Origin of the sequence: Pseudomonas sp. MPFS (genome assembly GCF_022537035.1) — a bacterium.
GTDB classification, from domain to species: Bacteria; Pseudomonadota; Gammaproteobacteria; order Pseudomonadales; family Pseudomonadaceae; genus Aquipseudomonas; species Aquipseudomonas sessilinigenes.
Window position 1 is genome coordinate 1,992,942 of the sequence record NZ_CP066123.1, and the last position, 18,506, is coordinate 2,011,447.

The 18,506-nt window shown below is 61.4% G+C and carries 23 protein-coding genes and 1 tRNA gene; 16 read left to right on the forward strand and 8 right to left on the reverse strand.

What is annotated here, in order from left to right:
- From I9018_RS09305 to I9018_RS09340, 8 genes are all read left to right on the forward strand, one after another.
- Positions 1-357 (forward strand): DUF4398 domain-containing protein, encoded by a 357-nt coding sequence (locus tag I9018_RS09305; protein WP_068577911.1) that lies wholly within the window; start codon positions 1-3, stop codon positions 355-357.
- The gene (locus I9018_RS09310) at positions 354-1,166 is read left to right on the forward strand and encodes an OmpA family protein (protein ID WP_068577909.1); all 813 of its coding nucleotides are present in this window, start codon (positions 354-356) and stop codon (positions 1,164-1,166) included. Before I9018_RS09305 ends, I9018_RS09310 begins: the two co-directional genes overlap by 4 nt.
- Positions 1,167-1,369: 203 nt before the next feature.
- A complete protein-coding gene (locus I9018_RS09315) occupies positions 1,370-2,809 on the forward strand; it encodes a PLP-dependent aminotransferase family protein (protein WP_068577907.1) in 1,440 nt (479 codons plus the stop codon).
- A 105-nt stretch (positions 2,810-2,914) separates the two neighbouring features.
- Positions 2,915-3,367, forward strand: a complete 453-nt coding sequence (locus tag I9018_RS09320) for a translation initiation factor 2 (protein WP_277398098.1) — start codon at positions 2,915-2,917, stop codon at positions 3,365-3,367.
- Positions 3,368-3,536: 169 nt separating this feature from the next.
- Positions 3,537-3,791 carry a YkgJ family cysteine cluster protein gene (locus I9018_RS09325; RefSeq protein WP_068577903.1) on the forward strand — a complete coding sequence of 85 codons (255 nt, stop codon included), beginning with the start codon at positions 3,537-3,539 and terminating at the stop codon, positions 3,789-3,791.
- Between the two features lie 43 nt (positions 3,792-3,834).
- Complete coding sequence (locus I9018_RS09330) at positions 3,835-4,443, forward strand: START domain-containing protein (RefSeq protein ID WP_241109257.1); 609 nt, start codon at positions 3,835-3,837, stop codon at positions 4,441-4,443.
- A 138-nt stretch (positions 4,444-4,581) separates the two neighbouring features.
- Positions 4,582-4,815 (forward strand): hypothetical protein, encoded by a 234-nt coding sequence (locus I9018_RS09335; RefSeq protein WP_241109258.1) that lies wholly within the window; start codon positions 4,582-4,584, stop codon positions 4,813-4,815.
- A 211-nt stretch (positions 4,816-5,026) separates the two neighbouring features.
- Complete coding sequence (locus tag I9018_RS09340; protein WP_068577898.1) at positions 5,027-5,368, forward strand: ribonuclease E inhibitor RraB; 342 nt, start codon at positions 5,027-5,029, stop codon at positions 5,366-5,368.
- Positions 5,369-5,700: 332 nt separating this feature from the next.
- On the opposite strand, the gene I9018_RS09345 is transcribed toward I9018_RS09340, so the two are convergent.
- Together I9018_RS09345 and I9018_RS09350 are read right to left on the reverse strand one after the other, a co-directional pair.
- Positions 5,701-6,468, reverse strand: coding sequence for a cytochrome c (locus I9018_RS09345; RefSeq protein ID WP_068578025.1), 768 nt, complete (start codon positions 6,466-6,468; stop codon positions 5,701-5,703).
- Positions 6,469-6,503: 35 nt separating this feature from the next.
- Complete coding sequence (locus I9018_RS09350) at positions 6,504-6,953, reverse strand: rhodanese-like domain-containing protein (protein WP_068577896.1); 450 nt, start codon at positions 6,951-6,953, stop codon at positions 6,504-6,506.
- Positions 6,954-7,552: 599 nt separating this feature from the next.
- Between I9018_RS09350 and I9018_RS09355 the strand changes: the two genes are divergently transcribed.
- From I9018_RS09355 to I9018_RS09365, 3 genes are all read left to right on the forward strand, one after another.
- Positions 7,553-8,758, forward strand: coding sequence for an acetyl-CoA C-acetyltransferase (locus tag I9018_RS09355; RefSeq protein WP_241109259.1), 1,206 nt, complete (start codon positions 7,553-7,555; stop codon positions 8,756-8,758).
- Positions 8,759-8,782: 24 nt separating this feature from the next.
- Positions 8,783-10,927, forward strand: a complete 2,145-nt coding sequence (locus I9018_RS09360; protein ID WP_241109260.1) for a 3-hydroxyacyl-CoA dehydrogenase NAD-binding domain-containing protein — start codon at positions 8,783-8,785, stop codon at positions 10,925-10,927.
- A 105-nt stretch (positions 10,928-11,032) separates the two neighbouring features.
- Entirely contained in the window at positions 11,033-11,755 is a 723-nt protein-coding gene (locus I9018_RS09365; protein ID WP_022643210.1) for an amidotransferase, read from the forward strand.
- Between the two features lie 39 nt (positions 11,756-11,794).
- On the opposite strand, the gene I9018_RS09370 is transcribed toward I9018_RS09365, so the two are convergent.
- The 3 genes from I9018_RS09370 to I9018_RS09380 all read right to left on the reverse strand — a co-directional run bounded on the left by I9018_RS09370 (position 11,795) and on the right by I9018_RS09380 (position 14,514).
- On the reverse strand, positions 11,795-12,766 hold the full coding sequence (locus tag I9018_RS09370) for a magnesium and cobalt transport protein CorA (RefSeq protein ID WP_068577887.1): 972 nt from the start codon (positions 12,764-12,766) through the stop codon (positions 11,795-11,797).
- A gap of 140 nt (positions 12,767-12,906) precedes the next feature.
- Positions 12,907-13,629 carry a 1-acylglycerol-3-phosphate O-acyltransferase gene (locus I9018_RS09375; protein WP_241109261.1) on the reverse strand — a complete coding sequence of 241 codons (723 nt, stop codon included), beginning with the start codon at positions 13,627-13,629 and terminating at the stop codon, positions 12,907-12,909.
- Between the two features lie 195 nt (positions 13,630-13,824).
- Positions 13,825-14,514 carry a crotonase/enoyl-CoA hydratase family protein gene (locus I9018_RS09380; RefSeq protein ID WP_068577885.1) on the reverse strand — a complete coding sequence of 230 codons (690 nt, stop codon included), beginning with the start codon at positions 14,512-14,514 and terminating at the stop codon, positions 13,825-13,827.
- Between the two features lie 319 nt (positions 14,515-14,833).
- Between I9018_RS09380 and I9018_RS09385 the strand changes: the two genes are divergently transcribed.
- Positions 14,834-14,923, forward strand: a tRNA-Ser gene (locus I9018_RS09385).
- A 109-nt stretch (positions 14,924-15,032) separates the two neighbouring features.
- Here I9018_RS09385 and I9018_RS09390 read toward each other — a convergent pair.
- Both I9018_RS09390 and I9018_RS09395 read right to left on the reverse strand, forming a co-directional pair.
- Complete coding sequence (locus I9018_RS09390; RefSeq protein ID WP_241109262.1) at positions 15,033-15,437, reverse strand: hypothetical protein; 405 nt, start codon at positions 15,435-15,437, stop codon at positions 15,033-15,035.
- Positions 15,434-15,742, reverse strand: coding sequence for a hypothetical protein (locus tag I9018_RS09395; RefSeq protein WP_241109263.1), 309 nt, complete (start codon positions 15,740-15,742; stop codon positions 15,434-15,436). Before I9018_RS09395 ends, I9018_RS09390 begins: the two co-directional genes overlap by 4 nt.
- Before the next feature lie 126 nt (positions 15,743-15,868).
- Here I9018_RS09395 and I9018_RS09400 point away from each other — a divergent pair, with 126 nt between their 5' ends.
- Complete coding sequence (locus I9018_RS09400; RefSeq protein WP_241109264.1) at positions 15,869-16,693, forward strand: hypothetical protein; 825 nt, start codon at positions 15,869-15,871, stop codon at positions 16,691-16,693.
- 85 nt (positions 16,694-16,778) lie between these two features.
- Positions 16,779-17,216, forward strand: a complete 438-nt coding sequence (locus I9018_RS09405) for a hypothetical protein (RefSeq protein WP_241109265.1) — start codon at positions 16,779-16,781, stop codon at positions 17,214-17,216.
- A 4-nt stretch (positions 17,217-17,220) separates the two neighbouring features.
- Here the strand turns inward: I9018_RS09405 and I9018_RS09410 are convergent, their stop codons facing one another.
- Positions 17,221-17,511: a hypothetical protein gene (locus I9018_RS09410; RefSeq protein WP_241109266.1), complete on the reverse strand. Its 291-nt coding sequence runs from the start codon at positions 17,509-17,511 to the stop codon at positions 17,221-17,223.
- Here I9018_RS09410 and I9018_RS09415 point away from each other — a divergent pair.
- Together I9018_RS09415 and I9018_RS09420 are read left to right on the forward strand one after the other, a co-directional pair.
- Entirely contained in the window at positions 17,489-17,968 is a 480-nt protein-coding gene (locus tag I9018_RS09415) for a TetR/AcrR family transcriptional regulator (protein WP_241109267.1), read from the forward strand. The genes I9018_RS09410 and I9018_RS09415 overlap by 23 nt on opposite strands.
- Before the next feature lie 66 nt (positions 17,969-18,034).
- Positions 18,035-18,367: a DUF2388 domain-containing protein gene (locus I9018_RS09420; protein WP_241109268.1), complete on the forward strand. Its 333-nt coding sequence runs from the start codon at positions 18,035-18,037 to the stop codon at positions 18,365-18,367.
- The last annotated feature ends 139 nt before the right edge of the window (positions 18,368-18,506 follow it).

Consider the following 18,506-nt stretch of genomic DNA (forward strand, 5'->3'; position numbering starts at 1 on the left):
GTGACTATTCGACCTCTTTTTGCTGCCTTGGCCTTTCTGGCCATGGCCGGTTGTGCATCCGATCCGGCCCCCAACGAGCAGATGCGTCTGACTGCCCGGGCCCTGGAGCAGGCCAAGGCTGTGGGTGCTACGGCCGAGCAGGTGCCGGAATTGAAACTGGCCGAAGAAAAGTTTTCCCGAGCCCAGGGCAATATGCAGGATGAGTCCTACAAGAAAGCCCGGGTACGAGCCGAGCAGGCCGAGCTGGATGCGCGCCTGGCCGAAGCCAAGGTGCTGACCCAGAAGAGCCAGGAGCAGGTGAACGTACTCAACACCCGCATCACTCGCCTGCGCAAGCAACTGGGGGATGCCCAATGAAGATTTCCAAACCGGTATTTGGCAGTGCCCTGCTGTGGGTCTGCGCCAGCCTGGTGGGCTGTGCCGGCCAGCAGAGCGAGGAAGCCCTGCAACAGGCCTACAACGACTTCCAGAAGGTCAAGGAGGACTCCAATGTCCTGCGCAGCGCGCCCAAGGATGTGATCCGCGCCGGTGAATCACTGGCCCGTGCCGATCGTCTTTCAAGCTATTGGGGCAGTGGCAGCGACGTTGAGCATTACGCCTATCTCAGCCGCCGCTACAGTGAGATTGCCCGGGAACACACCGAGCAGATGCTCAACCAGGAGCGCGCAGCCAAGCTCGAGCTGGAGCGCCAGCGCCTGCAACTGGCATTGCGCGAGGCCAAGCTGAGCAGCGTGCAACAGCAAGGGAAGTGGCTGGAGGAGCAGATCCTCAGCATGGCCACTACCCATACCGACCGTGGCCTGGTGATGACACTGGGCGACGTGTTGTTCGATACCGGTGAAGCGGAGCTCAACAACTCCTCCAATCGCATCGTGCTCAAGGTGGCGCAGTTCCTCCAGCTCAACCCCAAGCGCGTGGTGCGCATCGAGGGATACACCGATAACACCGGCGAGCGCCAGAACAACCTGCAGCTGTCTCGTGATCGCGCCCAGGCTGTTGCCGATGTGCTGGTGGACCTGGGGGTCGATGAAAAACGCATCCAGGTCGAGGGTTATGGTGACGACTACCCGGTGGAGGCCAACGCCTCCGAGCGTGGTCGGGCCCAGAACCGGCGAGTGGAAATCGTCTTTTCCGATGAAAAGGGCCAGCTCGGCGCCGCTCGCTGAAGCCGCCTGGTTGTTGCTGAAAACCCGATGCCCCACAGGCATCGGGTTTTTTTATGGCGGTCGCAAGTTGCTAAAAAAACTGCAGTGATGCTTTTCACTGACTGGGGTGCTCGACTATTGTAGGAACTGTCCCAGTACACTTCCAAACTGTGCCGGTACTGATTCGCACAAAAATAAAACACCGTGAAATCGGGTGCTGCGCCATGACCAATCTCTTGCTCTATCAACGTATCGCTCAGCAATTGGCTGAGGATATTCGCCGTGGTGTCTATCAGCCGGGGGAGCGCGTACCGTCGGTACGCAAGATGAGTTCGCAGCTCAATGTCAGCCATGCCACGGTGCTCCAGGCCTACGCTAACCTCGAAGACCAGGGGCTGATCCGGGCGCGGCCGCAGTCGGGTTACTACGTGCACCAGACGCCAGCGCTGACGGCACCGACGCCGGACATTGCCCGGGTCGAACGGCCAGGGCTGGTCACCCGTAGCAGTATCATCCAGCAGGTGTTGGTGGAGTCGCGTCGCGAAGGGGTTTTCCCCTTGGGAGCCGCGGTGCCCAGTGTCGACTACCTGCCGGTGCGGGCGTTGCACCAGCAACTGGCCAAGGTCACCCGGTTTCATAGTCCTCGGGCGTTCAGCTACATGTTCAGCCCGGGTTTCGAACCCCTGCGGCGCCAGGTAGCGATTCGCATGCGTGACGCGGGAGTGGTGGTCGACCCTTCGGAAGTGGTCATCACCCATGGCTGTGTCGACGCGCTGCAAATGTCGCTACGGGTCCTGACCCGCCCAGGCGACCTGATCGCTGCCGAGTCGCCGACCTACTACGGCTTACTGCAACTGGCTGACCTGCTTGGGCTCAAGGTCATCGAGATTCCCAGCGACCCGTCCACCGGCATGAGCCTGGAAGCCTTGCAACTGGCTGCCAACCAATGGTCGATCAAGGCACTGGTATTGACGACGCGCCTGAGCAACCCGCTGGGCGGCACCATGCCGGAAGAGCGCCAGAAGCAGCTTCTGCGCCTGGCGTCGGATTTCGATATCCAGGTGGTCGAGGACGATATCTACGGCGAGCTGATGTTCGAGGTCGGGCGTACCAAGGCCCTCAAGGCCTACGATCGCCTGGATCGGGTGATCTACTGTTCAAGTTTCTCCAAGACGTTGTCGCCCGGAGTGCGTATTGGCTGGATGATTGCCGGCAAGTACCAGCAGGAGATCCAGCGCCTGCAGACCTTCAGCACGCATTCGGCGTGCAGCGTCACTCAGATGGCGGTTGCGGCCTATCTGGAGAACGGTGGTTATGACCGGCACCTGCGTTTTATCCGCCAGGAGTACCGCAAGAACCTCAGCGCTTTCCAGTTGGCGGTCCAGCAGTATTTCCCCGAGGGAACGCAAATTACCCGGCCTACTGGCGGTTTCATCCTGTGGGTCAGCTTGCCGGGGCGGGTCAACACCCAGGAACTGCATGTGCGTGCCTTGCAACAAGGCATCAGCATTGCTCCGGGGCTGATCTTCAGTAACACCGAGCAGTTCAACCACTGTGTGCGCCTTAACTGCGGCACGCCTTGGAATCGTGAAGCCGAGCGAGCGCTGATGACTTTGGGAATGCTTGCCAGCCAGTTGTGCCAGGAGGCCACTGGCGCGTTCTGAACAATGGGCTCCATGCTTGTCATGGGGCTTGCAACAAGCGAGCATAGAGAACCTTTTATCGATCTACCTGCCTTTTATGAAAGCCTTTTTTCCTGCCATCTGGTTATGTGCCTGTCTGTTGGGGGGGCCGTGCTGCCCGTCCAGGCAGCGCCGGTTGCAGATAAGCCGCGGGCCGGCCAGGCGCATCCGAGCAAGTCGGCCAGCACCAGGAAGACTCCAGCGCCCAAGGCGCCGGCGAGCAAGCCCAAAAGCGGCAAGCAATCACCCGCTACCAGCAAGGGCAAGTGGGCCTATCAAGATATCAAGACCCCACTGGTCAGCCCCAAGGTCGACCTGAGCCTGCCACCGGAAATGGTCAAGCACCTGCAACCCATTGGCAGTACTCCATTGCCCAAGCACACGCCGTTGTTGCCACCGATGTTCGGTGAGAAACCCAAGGAAAGCAGTCCATTCCAACTCAACGGGCGTTTGCTCAGCAACGAAATGCAATTGCAGTTGCGCAGGGACGAGCGCCGTGACATCGAGGGCGCTGCCCTGGATTTCGAGTTCAAGCAATAAATTCTTCAACCGCTGTGTGACTGGGCTGATCGACACTTTGTCGGAGACTGATCAGTCACGCACGGTTGTGCGTTAAATCCGTTCTTTGAGTAATTTTAAACAGCTGTTTTAGCGGTTACTCTTACCAGGCGTCATTCGACACTTTGCTTGTCGCGAGGAGCTTTTCGTCATGAACTGCCGTGAAGGTTGTGGCGCTTGCTGCATTGCCCCTTCCATCAGTACCCCAATGCCCGGCATGCCCAATGGCAAGCCGGCCGGGGAACGTTGCCTACATCTTTCCGTCGAACACCTGTGCAACCTTTTCGGCTTGCCTGAGCGGCCGGCGGTGTGTGGGGCGTTCCAGGCAGATCCTGAGGTTTGTGGCGAAAGCCGTGAAGAAGCCATCCGCCTGATCGGTTGGTGGGAGCAAGTGACAGCGGCTTAGGGTGTCCTCAATGAACGGAACTTCAACAATAAGGAATAAGACAATGGGTTCGCTGCATCGAATTGCTGTGCTCTGTGGGTTAACCGTGCTGTTGTCGGCAACGGCCCAGGCCGAAGACTGGCAAACGGCCAAGGATGAAGACGGCATCAAGGTCTCCTTGAGTGAAGTGGCCGGTTCCAAATACAAGGCCTATCGTGGGGTCACCACCATGAAGACCAGCATCGCCAAGCTCCGTGCGCTGCAGGAAGACGTGGCCGGTGCCTGCTCCTGGATCCACGAATGCAAGACTCAGAAGCTGCTCAAGCACGAGGGCGATCAAAGCTGGACCTACACCCAGTTCAATACCCCTTGGCCGGTCACCGCTCGTGACTCGGTCCTGCACATCACCACCAGCGAGGGTGCCGACGGCAGCCTGACCCGCAAGCTCGAAGGTGTGCCGACCTATGTTCCGGAAGAAAAAGGCTTCGTGCGCGTGGCCCAGGTCGAGGGTTACTGGAAGTTCGTGCCCAAGGGCGCCGATCAGGTCGAGGTGACCTATCAGGTCCATACCGAGCCTGGAGGCAGCGTGCCTTCCTGGCTGGCCAACAAGTTCGTGGTCGATGCTCCTTTCAATACCCTGAAGGCATTGAAGGCTCGTGCTGAAAAGCCCTGATCGCTGAGATTCACAACGATACAAGGCCGCCTCCGGGCGGCCTTTTTCATGGGCTGCCGAGGGCCCAGGCGGAACGTTTTTCAAAGGCTCAAGGTCCAGATGTTGTAGGCCCAATCAGGGGCTATCGAGGAGGCATTGATGCACAAGTGGCAAGTCGCTTTCGTTGATGATCACGGTGTCCAGTCTGTCGAGTATTTCGATTGCGAGCAGCAACCGACACTGGAGCGCGCCGCTCAATTGGTTCGAGCAAAATTGCTGCCGATAAGTGCCGAACTGGACCTCAACGACCTGGAGGGACGTACCGAAACCCCCACCCTCAAGAGCCTGAAAGAACAAAACAGTATTCAGATTCTCAGCATCACGCCGATCTAATCAGTAGCGGGAGTAGCTCCGATAGCAATTTCTGGCGACCTCCAGAGGTTGGCGCTAATCTGCAAGCAAGATCAGCGAGTTCTTCGCCAAGCCTTGATCTTGCCAGCTCCATGCTTGTTTCCCGTCGACCCTTTTCGGGTCGTGACGCAGGCCTGTTGCGTGCTGCCGGGAAGCACGGAAAGTCTATCCATAGGTTCGAGGAGGACGTTTCATGAGCACAGCCTTTCAAGAAGATCTCAGCAGCAGCGTGCTGCGCCGCATGAAAGAAGGCGGCTTTGATTTTTCACGATTCCATCCCATCGAGTTCTACGCCATTTTCCCGGATGAGGAGCGGGCACGCAGGGCGGCAGGACATTTTCGCGGTGAATCCTTGAATGCCCAGGTCAGCGTGCGTGACGACGGTGCCTGGTACCTGGAACTGAGCAAGGTGATGTACGCCACCTATGGTGGCATCGGCGATTTCGAGCAGGATTTCGAAGCTGTGGTCGAGCCTCTGGGCGGCATCATTGAAGGCTGGGGGGTGAAGCACGAGATCCGCGGGCGACTGGTTTAGTCCGTAGCGAGCCTGATGATCGGCCAACCCCTTGGGTTGGCCGATTGCATTTATGGGGCCGATAAAAAAAGCCACCCGGGAGGGTGGCTAAAGGGAAGACCGGTCAGGAGAGGGAACCGGTCGGGAGAGTCCGGCTCCGGTCGTCATCGGCGTCATCAAAAAGAGGGCAGCGACTCCATCAGGCTCGGTGGAGTACTTGCTCGATGGGGGCAATTATCTGTGCGTGCGAGCGCACAGAGAAATCGACTCTGGCTATACGCTCGATAGACAAAGGCCTTGCCGTTGCAAGCTGCTTGGAGGGCGGCCTCGACTGTTGCGCCAGTGCGCGCAGTTCAGGGGATTTGCTTGCGTCCGGCCATGTGCTTCAGGTAACCCAGCAATAACTCCAGCTCTGCATCGGGCAGGACGCTGGCACTGAACCCTGGCATTTTGGCCTGGGGCCAGCGCCTCAGGCCCTGGGGATCGCGGATATAGCGCTTGAGGAAACCTGGGTTGAAGTATTCGGTGGGGTTGTAGGGAATATTCAGGTCCGGGCCGAACTGCGCATCGCCGGCGCCATTGAGGCGATGGCAGGCCAGGCAGTTCTTCTGGAACAGTGCGAACCCCTGGTTGACCGGGTCGTTGGCCGCCAGTCCAGGGGCTGGCAGCAGGGCCGGGAAGCGTTCGGCCACCGGTGCCAGGCGCTGGATGCGTGCCACCTGGAACGGCCACTGCTCGGGGCTGATGTGCCCGGCAGCGGGGTCGGTCCAGACCAGGTAGAAAGGCCCGGCGCCAGGCTTGCCTGCCGCCAGGGCCGGCCAGGGCTTGGCCGGGTCCTCGATGGCGAGCCAGGCCCGGGCTCCATGGCGGTTGAGCAAGGGCGCGGCATTCAGTTCGGCGGCAAAGCCATCCAGGGCCACGGCCTGTAGATGATCCTCGGCCTTCAGGTCCTTGAGCAGGCTCGCCAGGGGAACTGCCCGGTAGGTCATGTCGCGCTTGTAGGAGACATCATCCTTGATGGTGATGTCCTGGGCTGCGGGGTGCTGGAGCAGCTCTTCGGTCTGCCAGGTGCGGCTGCCGGAGCCCAGGTCGATCAGGAGTTGGGCAGCATGCAGGGGCATGCTCAGCAGCAGGGTGGTGCAGAGGAACAGGGCTTTCAATTGATGGCCGTGGGATCGTCGTCAGTGGGTTCGTTGCCGGGCAGCACGTCGTCTGGTCGCGACACATGGTCGAACAGGGCATCCCGGAGTTCATCGTAGTTGCCGCCGTTCACGATACCGAAATAACCGTGCTTGATCAGCGTGTCTTCGGCCTCAAGGGCATGCTGGTTGGTATCGCTGTAGATCACCACGGTAGCGTTGGGGTCCAGTACCACCTTGCGCAGTTGGTAGGCCAGGCCTTCGGCGCTGATGCCGGTGCCGTCCTCCAATTCGAGGTTGACCTGCAAGGAGTTGTGCAGGTTGCCTGCGGCGAAGTCGCTGTCGTTGCGCAAGTCCAGGATCAGCGCGCCGTCATTGATTTCATCCACCGCGCGGTTGACGTCGATGATCCCGGCGTGGGCGTTGAAGGCGCTCAAGAGCGCGGCAAATGCAATCCAATGGCGCATGAATCTTCCCCGTGATGTTCCACAGGAAGACTGGCACACAAGTCCGTGCCCCGGTAGGAACCGGGGATAATTTTATGACCCGTTGATCGAGCAGCCACGAATCAGCCGAGCACTTTGGTGAGGTTCGGCAAGATCAACAGCAGTGTGGTTGCGAAGAGAATGAGTCCCGCCTGGCGTACTTTCGATTGTTTGAACATGGCTGAATGCCTTTTGTTGTTATTCCTGAGCATCAATGCAAGCCGGTTCCTTTACTTCACTATGGGCCGGCGATGTTTCCATTTTCTTACCTGTTCCGGTGCAAAGTCCGTCCGAAACTTCCTACAGTTTCTACCTTAGGGGCCTTGAATCCCCTGGCTTAGATCCAATTCATATGGCGTTATCGCCAATCTCAATCAAATCGCTATAGCTGCTGCTCAAGACCCGGTGGCCGCCCTTTGGCTAGACAGCTCGCGCCCCTTCATCGGTTGATCCATTAGCTACCTACCGTTCGTCTGAGCGTGAGCGTCAAGGCGGCTGAGCGCATCGGTCATTGAATCCAACGCTGTCGCGCCTAAGGTGGGAACTCGACATTTTTCCCTGTACAGCGGTTCGAGGACGTCATGACCCAAGCTCTGATATTCGATGCATTACGCACGCCCCGTGGCAAAGGCAAGGCCGATGGCGCCCTGCACAGTGTGAAACCGGTGAACCTGGCGGCGGGCCTGTTGCGTGCCCTGGAGCAACGCTGTGAGCTGGACACCAGCCAGGTGGACGACGTCGTCCTGGGCTGCGTGACCCCCATTGGCGACCAGGGCGCCGATATCGCCAAGACCGTCGTACAAGCGGCGGATTGGGATGTGAGCGTGGCCGGGGTACAGATCAACCGTTTTTGTGCCTCGGGCCTGGAGGCGGTCAACCTGGGGGCCATGAAGGTGCGCTCCGGCTTCGAGGAGCTGGTGGTGGTGGGCGGCGTGGAGTCCATGTCGCGGGTACCCATGGGCAGCGATGGCGGTGCCTGGGTGCTGGACCCCGAGACCAATATGCACAGCCACTTCACGCCCCAGGGCATTGGTGCCGACCTGATCGCGACCCTGGAAGGCTTCTCCCGCCAGGACGTCGACCAGTTCGCCCTGCATTCCCAGCAGAAGGCCGCGCGGGCCCGGGCGGCCGGCGCCTTCGAAAAATCCCTGGTGCCGGTGCAGGACCAGAACGGCATTGTCCTGCTGGACCATGATGAGTTCATCCGCGCCGACTCGACCCTGGAGGGCCTGGGCAAGCTCAAGCCGAGCTTCGAGATGATGGGGCAGATGGGCTTCGACGCCACGGCCTTGCGGGTCTACAGCCATGTGGAGCGGATCAACCATGTGCACACGCCTGGCAACAGTTCCGGGATCGTCGATGGTGCAGCGCTGATGCTCATCGGCTCCGAGGCCAAGGGGCGCGAACTGGGCCTGCGTCCCCGGGCGCGGATCGTTGCCACCGCCGTCACCAGTACCGATCCGACCATCATGCTCACCGGGCCGGCCCCGGCCACTCGCAAGGCCCTGGCCAAGGCCGGGTTGCGGGTCGAGGACATCGACCTGTTCGAGGTCAACGAAGCCTTTGCCTCGGTAGTGCTCAAGTTCATCAAGGACATGGCTGTCGATCCGGCCAAGGTCAACGTCAATGGCGGCTCCATCGCCATGGGGCACCCGTTGGGCGCCACGGGCTGCGCGATTCTCGGCACCTTGCTCGACGAACTGGAGGCCCGCCGCCAGCGCTACGGCCTGGCGACCCTGTGTGTCGGCGGTGGCATGGGTATCGCCACCATCATCGAACGCCTCTGAACCCCGACTTCAAGGAATCCTTTCATGACCGATGCCATCCGTTACGAAAAAGGCCAGGACCAGATCGTCGTCCTGACCATCGACATGCCGGGCCAGAGCGCCAACACCATGAACGCGGTCTACCGCGACGCCATGGCCGCCACCCTGGCCCGGTTGCAAGCCGAGCAGGACAGCCTGGCCGGGGTGATCATCACTTCGGCGAAAAAGACGTTCTTCGCCGGTGGTGACCTCAATGAGCTGATCAAGGTCGGCAAGCCCGAGGCCCGGGCTTTCTACGACATGGTGCTGGCCCTCAAGGCCCAGCTACGGGCGCTGGAGACCCTGGGCAAGCCGGTGGTCGCGGCGATCAATGGGGCGGCCCTGGGTGGCGGCTGGGAGATCTGCCTGGCCTGCCATTACCGCGTGGCCCTGGACGACAAGTCGCTGCAGATCGGCTTGCCGGAAGTCACCCTGGGCCTGCTGCCTGGCGGCGGCGGGGTCGTGCGCATGGTGCGCATGCTGGGCCTGGAGAAGGCCCTGCCGTACCTGCTCGAGGGCAAGAAAGTCCGGGCGCAGCAGGCGCTGCAGGCGGGCCTGGTGAATGAGCTGGCCAGCGATCGCGACGAACTGCTGACCAAGGCCCGGGCCTGGATCGCCGGCAACCCGGGGGCCAAGCAGCCCTGGGATGTGAAGGGCCACCAGATTCCCGGCGGCACCCCGTCGAATCCGAAGGTGGCACAGATGCTGGCCATTGCCCCTTCGGTGCTGCGGGCCAAGACCCAGGGCTGCTTCCCCGCGCCAGAGAAGATCCTCTGTGCGGCGGTCGAAGGTGCCCAGGTGGATTTCGATACCGCGCAACTGATCGAGGCCCGTTACTTCACCGAGCTGACCAGCGGCCAGGTGGCGAAGAACATGATCGGTACCTTCTGGTTCCAGCTCAATGAAATCAATGCCGGTGGTTCGCGCCCCCAGGGCATCGCGCCTCAGGCGACCCGCAAGGTCGGGGTGCTGGGTGCCGGGATGATGGGCGCGGGCATCGCCTACGTCAGCGCGGCAGCGGGCATCGAGGTGGTGCTCAAGGACATCAGCCTTGAAGCGGCGCAGAAGGGCAAGGCCCATTCCGCGGCCCTGCTGGAGAAGAAGGTGGCTCGCGGGCACTTGAGCGCCGAACAGCGCGACGCGACCCTGGCACGCATCCTCACCACCGCTGAGGATGCCGACCTGGCCGGTTGCGACTTGATCATCGAGGCGGTCTACGAGGATCGCGAGCTCAAGGCCAAGGTGTCCAGGGCGGCGCAGCAGGTGGTCGGCGCCGAGGGGGTGATCGCCTCCAATACCTCGACCCTGCCGATCACCGGGCTGGCCAGTGCGGTGCCCAATCCGGACAAGTTCATTGGCCTGCATTTCTTCAGCCCGGTGGAAAAGATGCCGCTGGTGGAAATCATCAAGGGCGCCAAGACCAGCGACGAGACCCTGGCCCGCGGTTTCGACTTCGTCCTGCAGATCAAGAAGACCCCGATCGTGGTCAACGATAGCCGCGGCTTCTTCACTTCCCGAGTGTTCGGCACCTTCACCAACGAAGGCATCGCCATGCTCGGCGAAGGCATCGCCGCGCCGATGATCGAGACCGAGGCCCGCAAGGCCGGGATGCCGGTGGGTCCGCTGGCGATCTCCGACGAAGTGTCCCTGAGCCTGATGAGCCACATTCGCCTGCAGACCAGCAAGGACTTGCAGGCCGAGGGCAAGCCCGGCATCGAGCACCCGGCATTCGCCGTGATCGACCTGCTGCTCAACGAGTACAAGCGTGCGGGCAAGGCCGCCGGTGGCGGTTTCTACGACTACCCGGCCGGTGGCCAGAAACACCTGTGGCCGCAGTTGCACACGCGCTTCTACAAGGCCGACGGGCAGATCTCGCCCCAGGATGTGCGCGACCGTTTGTTGTTCATCCAGGCCATCGAGACCGTGCGTTGCGTGGAAGAGGGCGTGCTGCAGTCCACGGCCGACGCCAACGTCGGCTCGATCTTCGGCATCGGTTTTGCGGCCTGGAGTGGCGGCGCGCTGCAGTTCATCAACCAGTACGGGGTGCAGGATTTCGTCGCCCGTGCCCAGTACCTGGCGCGCCAGTACGGCGAGCGTTTCAACCCGCCGAACCTGCTCCTGGAGAAGGCGCGCCAGGGCCAGTTGTTCTGAGCCTGGCGGGCGTGAAATGACGGGCCCCGGGGCTTGCCTTGCCGTGGTATTTCAAGGCAGGCTCTGGGGTGTTCGTTATTGCCATCGCCTTGTCAGGAATATTTTATGTCGCTACGCATCTGCATTCTTGAAACCGATATCCTGCGTCCCGAACTGATCGACCAGTACCAGGGCTACGGGCAGATGTTCCAGCGCCTGTTTTCCCAACAGCCCATCGCCGCGCAGTTCAGTGTCTACAACGTGGTGCAGGGCCAGTATCCCGCTGACGACCTGAAGTTCGATGCCTACCTGGTGACGGGCAGCAAGGCCGATTCCTTCGGTACCGATCCGTGGATCCAGACCCTCAAGACCTACCTGCTGGAGCGCTACGAGCGTGGCGACAAGCTGCTGGGCATCTGCTTCGGCCATCAGTTGCTGGCGCTATTGCTGGGTGGCAAGAGCGAGCGGGCGAACCAGGGCTGGGGCGTGGGCATCCACAACTACAAGCTTGCGGCCAAGGCGCCTTGGATGAGCCCGGTGGTGGAGGAACTGACGCTGTTGATCAGCCACCAGGACCAGGTCACCGCCTTGCCGGAGAACGCCACGGTGATTGCCTCCAGCGATTTCTGCCCGTACGCGGCCTACCACATCAACGACCAGGTGCTGTGCTTCCAGGGGCATCCGGAGTTCATCCACGACTATTCCCGTGCGTTGCTCGACCTGCGCCATGAGTTCCTCGGCGAACAGGTCTACCAGAAGGGCGTGGCCAGTCTCGAGCACGATCATCACGGCACTACCGTGGCCGAATGGATGATGCGCTTCGTCGCCCACAAACCCGCAGCGGCCTGAAGTGACCCACGGCCCCGCCTGGCGCGGGGCCGCGTCGTTTCACAGCCAGCCTGAACGCTTGAAGCTGGCCCAGAGGGCCACGCAACCCACGCTGATGAAGCCCAGGACGCCAAAGTAGCCGTAGTGCCAGCTCAGCTCCGGCATGTTCTGGAAGTTCATCCCGTAGATCCCTGCCACCGCCGTGGGAAACGCCAGGATCGCCGCCCAGGCGGCGAACTTGCGCTGCACGATGCTTTGCCGCGAGGCCTCCAGCAGCACGCCAATCTCGATGGTCTGGCTGGCGATGTCGCGCAGGGTCGAAAGGTCTTCCATCTGCCGCGTGACATGGATCTGCACGTCACGAAAATACGGCCGCATGTTCTTGTCTATGAAGGGAAAGCTGAGCTTTTGCAGGTCCTCGCTGATTTCCACCATTGGCGCGACGTGGCGGCGCAGGCGCAACACATCGCGGCGCAGGCTGTGCAGGCTGAGAATGTCCCGCTCGTTCATCGCCTGGCACAGCACGTTGCTCTCCAGTTCGTCGATTTCCGCGTGGATGGCTTCGCTCACGGGCTGGTAGTTCTCGGTGACGAAGTCCAGCAGGGCGTAGAGCACGAAGTCCTCGCCATGCTCGAGCAGCAGTGGGCGGGCCTCGCAGCGCTGGCGCACATGGCCATAGGAAGCCGAATGACCGTTGCGCGCAGTGATGATGTAGCCATTGCCGGCGAAGATGTGGGTCTCGATGAACTCCAGCTTGCCGTTGGTGCGCACCGGCGAGTAAGTGACGATGAACAGGGCGTCGCCGAAGGTTTCCAGCTTGGGCCGGCTGTGCTTCTCCAGGGCATCCTCGATGGCCAGCTCATGCAGATTGAACTGGCGTTGCAGGTTGGCCAGCTCGTGGGCGTTGGGCTCCTCCAGGCCGATCCAGACGAAATGGCCGGGTTTCGCCGCCCAGGCTGCGCCTTCGTCGAGGCTGATGTCCGTGACTTTCTTTCCACCGCTGTAGACGGCGGCAGCAACAACTCTACCCATGGTTCCGGTTCACTTCTTCTTATCAATGGCACGGTGACAGATCAGCAGCTTAGCTTGCATTGCAGCATCAGAGTCGCCCATGGGATGCGAGTTCGCCGATAAATGAAAGCCCGCACGGGGCGGGCTTTTGCACAAGGGGCTCAGTTTGGTTGCAACTGGCGGTCCATGCTGGTGATGCAGTCGAGCATTTGCTCGCGACATTGGGCCATCAGGCGCGGTATGTCGTCGGGGGTCAGGCCGGCAGTGGGGATTGCCGGTAGCGAACGGATCAGGACCTCACCGCTGTTCCAGCGATTCAGGCGCATGTGCTTGATGTAGTTGCTGGTACATACCGGAACGATGGGGACCCCGGCGGCAATCGCCATCTGGAAGGCACCGCGCTTGAACGGCAACAACGCCTGACCGCTGTTGCGCGTGCCCTCCGGGAACACCCAGATCGAGGTGTCCTTGTGTTGCAAGGTATGGGTGGTGGTGACGATCGAGCGTCGTGCCTTGTGCGGATTGCCACGGTCGATCAGGACGTTGCCCGACAGCCAGAACAACTGGCCGAACAACGGCACCCACTTCAGGCTTTTCTTGCCGATGCACACGGTGCGTGGCGGCACCACATTGCCGAACACGAACAGGTCGTAGTTGGACTGATGGTTGGCAATGATCACACAGCTTTGCGGCTTGTCCATCAACGGGCCGGCCTCGGCCCTGACCTTCAGGCCCAGGATACGCATGGCCGGCCAGGCATATAGGCGGGCACACAGGCGGCTGTTGTCAGGGTTGAAGGGGCGACACAGCCCAAGCAGCAAGCCCAGGCTGCCAGCCACTATAAAGTGCAAGCCCATCAATGACATACGAAACAGATACAGCATCTAAACGGCTACCGCGCAGGGGACAAAAGGTGGCGCAGTGTACGAATGTGCACTGTTTTCGGCAATTGCTGTGCCGGGCAACAAGAGGGGCGATGCTTGAGCAGATGTGTCCGATGGTGGGGCGTGCAGGGACCAGAGGGCGGAGCAATAAAAAGCCCGGCACAAGGGCCGGGCCATGTTTCGTCATGCCGAGGTTCAGCCCAGGTGTCCCTGGTCCTCGATAATGGCGTTGTCCAGATTGTCCAGCAGGGCCTTGCGCACCTTCAACTTGGTGTTCTTATGGGCCAGCATGTTGATCTTCTTCAGTTGGCGTGCCGCTGCCAGGGCCGCGCCTTGCAGTTCTTCGGGGCTGACCACCTTGTCGAGGAAACCGGCATCCACGGCGCTGTGCGGGTCGAACATCTCGCCGTTGATCACCGAGCGGTGGAAGGCCGAGCGCCGCAGGCGGTCACGGGCCAGCTCGATGCCAGCGTGGTGCATGGTCAGGCCGATCTGCACTTCGTTGAGGCCGATGCTGAAGGGCCCCTCGACACCGATGCGGTAGTCGGCGGACAGCAGCAGGAATGCGCCCTTGGCGACCGCGTGCCCCGGGCAGGCCACGATCACCGGGAAAGGGTGGGACAGCAGGCGTCGGGCCAGGGTCGAGCCCAGGGTCACCAGGGCCACGGCCTCCTTGGGGCCGGCGGTCATGACCTTGAGGTCGTAGCCCCCGGACAGAATCCCCGGCTGACCAGTAATGATCACCACCGCGCGATCGGCAGTGGCCTGGTCGAGTGCGGCGTTGAAGGCGGCAATCACGTCCGGGGAGATGGCATTGACCTTGCCATTGCTCAAGGTCAGGGTCGCGATACCGTCTTCGAGATGGTAGGAAATCAACTCACTCATGACGCAATTCCTTGTATTAGAAGTGCAGCAGAAGTTACCCAGCATGATCGGTCCGGTAAAGCGCCGTGACTGACTGGTGAGTCAGGCTTTGCTCCGGGCGGCAGGCCGCACGACCTGCTGGGCTGCCTATGTATAGCCGCACGGCAGCGTGGAGCAGGCCGAAGATTGGCCGGTTTGCCTTGTGCCATGGGCGCGCGTAGGCCCGGAAAACCAGAAAAGTGCTTAAGCGCATGAAAATTCTGAAAAAAACCTTTGCCATCTGAAAAGCTTTCGACTACATTAGCGCGCCTCGACAGACTGAATCGGTTTGAAGAGAAACGGTGAGGTGTCCGAGTGGCTTAAGGAGCACGCCTGGAAAGTGTGTATACAGGAAACTGTATCGAGGGTTCGAATCCCTCCTTCACCGCCATATTCGATATAAGAAACCCCTGAAGGCTCTTAGCTTCCAGGGGTTTTTTGTGGCCTGCAGAAATAGCCTCCCACCGAGAACTTCATCGTTCCCGGTTGTACTGGCGCGCTCAGGCGGGATGCCTGTCCCTGGGCAATTCCACGCTTGCCCTTTCCAGCATCGCCTCCACCTGCGCCACGAAGTGCCGGGGTAGCGTCGAGTCCTGGCCGTACATATCTGCCAGGCCGACTTCCACGACATTGCAGGCCAGCGCCTGCAACTGTTCGGCTTGTTGCGTATCGAGTATTGCACAGAGCGAGGCCGGCATGTCGTCGCCCCGGCCGTTCAGGGCCAGGCCGGCGCCGGCCTGTTCCCACAAGGCCAGGTTCGGGTAGCCGGCCATGGATCGCAGATGCTCTAGCAGCTCGTCGATGCACGGGTGCGCGATGCCTTGCGCCTGGCAGTAGGCATCCAGGCAATGGGCGGCGTACTCCTGTAAGGCCGATAGGGATGCACGCGAGGGACCGGCGTTCATCGGTGGCGTCCGTGGAGAGTGCCGGCGTTGTCGCCGGTCGTGCTTTGCGGGGCGTGTTCGGTGGCCTGCTCGCTATTCACCAGCACCAGGTCCACGTGGAGCCGAGGATCGAAGTCGGCCCAGGCATCCTGCAGGTGCAGGTGTTCCATGCCGTCTTCCTCCATGCATTGTGCCGCGTGCACCAGGAAATCCCCCAGCGCCTTGAGAGTGGCGGGCGAGGCGAGCAGGGTTATTTCGTCCAGTGGTATTTGCGTAGGCGAACCGGTTCGGGTGCCGTATGCCTTGAAGGCGTCGATCGTTATCATTGCGCGATTTTCCCGGGGCAGGTGCTTGGCTGCAGGCCGCCATTGAAACAAACAACGGCCACAGCGGATATGCCTGCTGTAGCGCCCCGGATGGCACTGGACAATGCATCGAATGGAGATGAGCTTGTGAAACATCAGCAGTTGCTGGAGAAACTGGCCGCCAGGCACCTGGTCCAGGCCTTGGACGAGGATCTTGCCCGGCTGGCCTGGAGGGCGATGGTCGCACAGCAGCAGGGTCACCAGGGCTCGCTGAACAATGCGGTGTTGCCAAGCCTCCTGGCTCGCTGGAATTGCGTGTTGCTGGCGGATGAGTCGCAGGTGGCGCCGCTTTACCGGCACAAGGCCTGGCTCGCGCTGGCCACGCTGCTGCATAAATATGGCTTGGCCGAGCCGAGTATTACCGCCCGGGCCGTGGAAGCGATCGAGGAGCTGAATCGAGCGGTGGCCCTGGGGGACAAGTTTCATCAGCGCTCGCAGGAATTCAGCGCTGGCCTGCAAGCGCCTCCCGTGGCCCTGGCGCGCAAGCCGGCGCTCCCTGACTCCATAACGTTCTACCGCGCTGGCGATGTCTTGGCCATCCAACTGGAGGGCAGGTTCTACGCCGCTTATGTGCATCGCCTGGGCAGCATCAACGAAAGCCCGATCATCGAGTTCTATGCCCAGGTGTTCGACCAGGTGCCGACGCTGGAACAGTTGCAGCAAACGCCCGCCCAGGGCGAGTTGTACAACGATGGCATCCGGCGCAAGAGCCTGTATGGCGTGAGTGGCATCAAGTTCCAGCCCGATCCTGCCGGCCAGGTGACGCTAATTGCCGCCTGTGTCGCCCATCCTCCGGATAGCAGCCATCTGGCGCCTTCGGTGGGGCTGTACGCGGTCTCGGATATCTTGCGTATCCAGGACACTATCCGCCGTATGTTCGAAGTACCCGTCCCGGCGACGGCACAGGCCTGAAGAGCTGGATTGCCTGGCGCCCGGGTGTTCGCCGACGGGCCCGACAGATCATCCACGGCGGATAACCACTGGCAGTGGAGACACCATGACGATTTCAAAGAAAGGCCGCTACAGGTACGGCAGCGAAGACGCGGATATCCAGCCGGAGATCCGCCGCTATAGCCAATCAAGCTACGAAGCGGTGAGGTTCAACGCTGCCCGATGCGCCTGCGGGAACGACCGGTTCACCCTGGAAACCGACGAGGAGGTCGGCGCGGGCAGAAGCACCTGCACCCGGTGCGCAGCCGTCAAGCTGCTGGGCGACAGCGCCGACTACGCAGTGCAGGCGGCTTTCGAGAACCCTATCTGCGTCTGTGACCACGAACATTTTGCGATCACTTCGGCAGTCGCGCTCTATGCCGACAGCAACGATGTGCGCTGGTACTACATTGGCTGCCGGTGTGATTCCTGCAATCTGGTCGGGGTGTTCGCCGACTGGAAATGCGAAGGCGGCGACGCCGACAGCTTCCTGGCCCGGACCTGAGGGCTCAACTGCGCTGGCCCAGGGACTCGGGGTGGTTCTGGGCACCGGGTGTGGGCGGCGTCCCGCTGGTACTGGCCAGGACCGCCTCGATGAATTGAAGAATGGCCTGGTTCATCTGGGTCAGCCCCGGCTCTTCCAACGGATAGTGCCCGGCGTTCTCCAGCAGGCGGGTCTGCACCTCGACCTGTGCCAGTCGCTCGAGGAACGGTTGGCTGAGCTTAAGTGGGGTCCAGCGGTCCGCTGCCGGCTGGGTCAGCAGGACCGGACAGGCCTTGAAGTCTTGGGGGGCGAGCATCTATCAGTTCTTTCCGGACAAATACGCGTTGCTCGCCCACCTGGCGAGCCTGCAGATGGAGCGTATCGCCGCGCTGATCGATAACTCCCGGCCCGGCCCCGAAGGCGACTGGAAGCAGGCCATCGGTCGGGTCATCCGCGGCGTTGCCGGCTACTACAACGCTCACCCGGCCGCCAGCCTGCTGCTCCTGCGCGGCAACTTCACCCCGCTGGACAGCCAGGCCCACGAGCGCAAGGACGCCATGATCGGTAGCTTGCTGCGCGACTACCTGCTGGCCCGGGGTGGCTTCGACAGCCTGCCCCGGCAGCCGGACGTGACTACCCTGGCGGTGGAAATCGCATTTGCCTGCATGAAGTACGGCTACCTGGCCGAAGGCATCATCGGTGAAACCATTTGCGTCGAGGCGGAGCAGGCAATGATCGCCTACCTATCTCGCTGGCAATCACCCGCGGCTTGAGGCTGCGTTTGGACACGCCGGGTGCTAAGTTGCGCGCTTGCCTTGGCCCAGGATGGCGATCCATTGATGAAGAGTTGCAATCAGGCGTTATTGATCTGTGCGTTGTGCGTCGCCCCGTTCGTGGTGGTGGCGGGAGAGGAGAGGAACCCCGTGGACCGCGCCTCGATGATGGTCACCGGGGTAACCGGCCTGACCACGTTCGGCACCTTGGGCACCACATCCAATCCTGGCGAGATCTTTCATTCGGCCAAGAGCGATGCCCTGGCCTTCGTCGGTTCCGGGGGCCAGATTCGCGGCGCCCAGCTGGAGCAGGCACTGCGTTGCTATCGGACACTGCATCCTGCCAGTGAGGCTGACGACATGCGCCTGGCCCGGGCCCTGGCGGCGTACGACAGCTGAGCACCGACGGAAAATTTGCCCTGGATCAGTTTTTCTTCCACTGGCTGGCCGCTCGTCGGCGTCCGCGGTGCTTTGGTCGGCAGGTCGGTAAATGACTGTCTAGTCTGAAGCGCCGTGACGATCAGTATTTTCCAGGCCA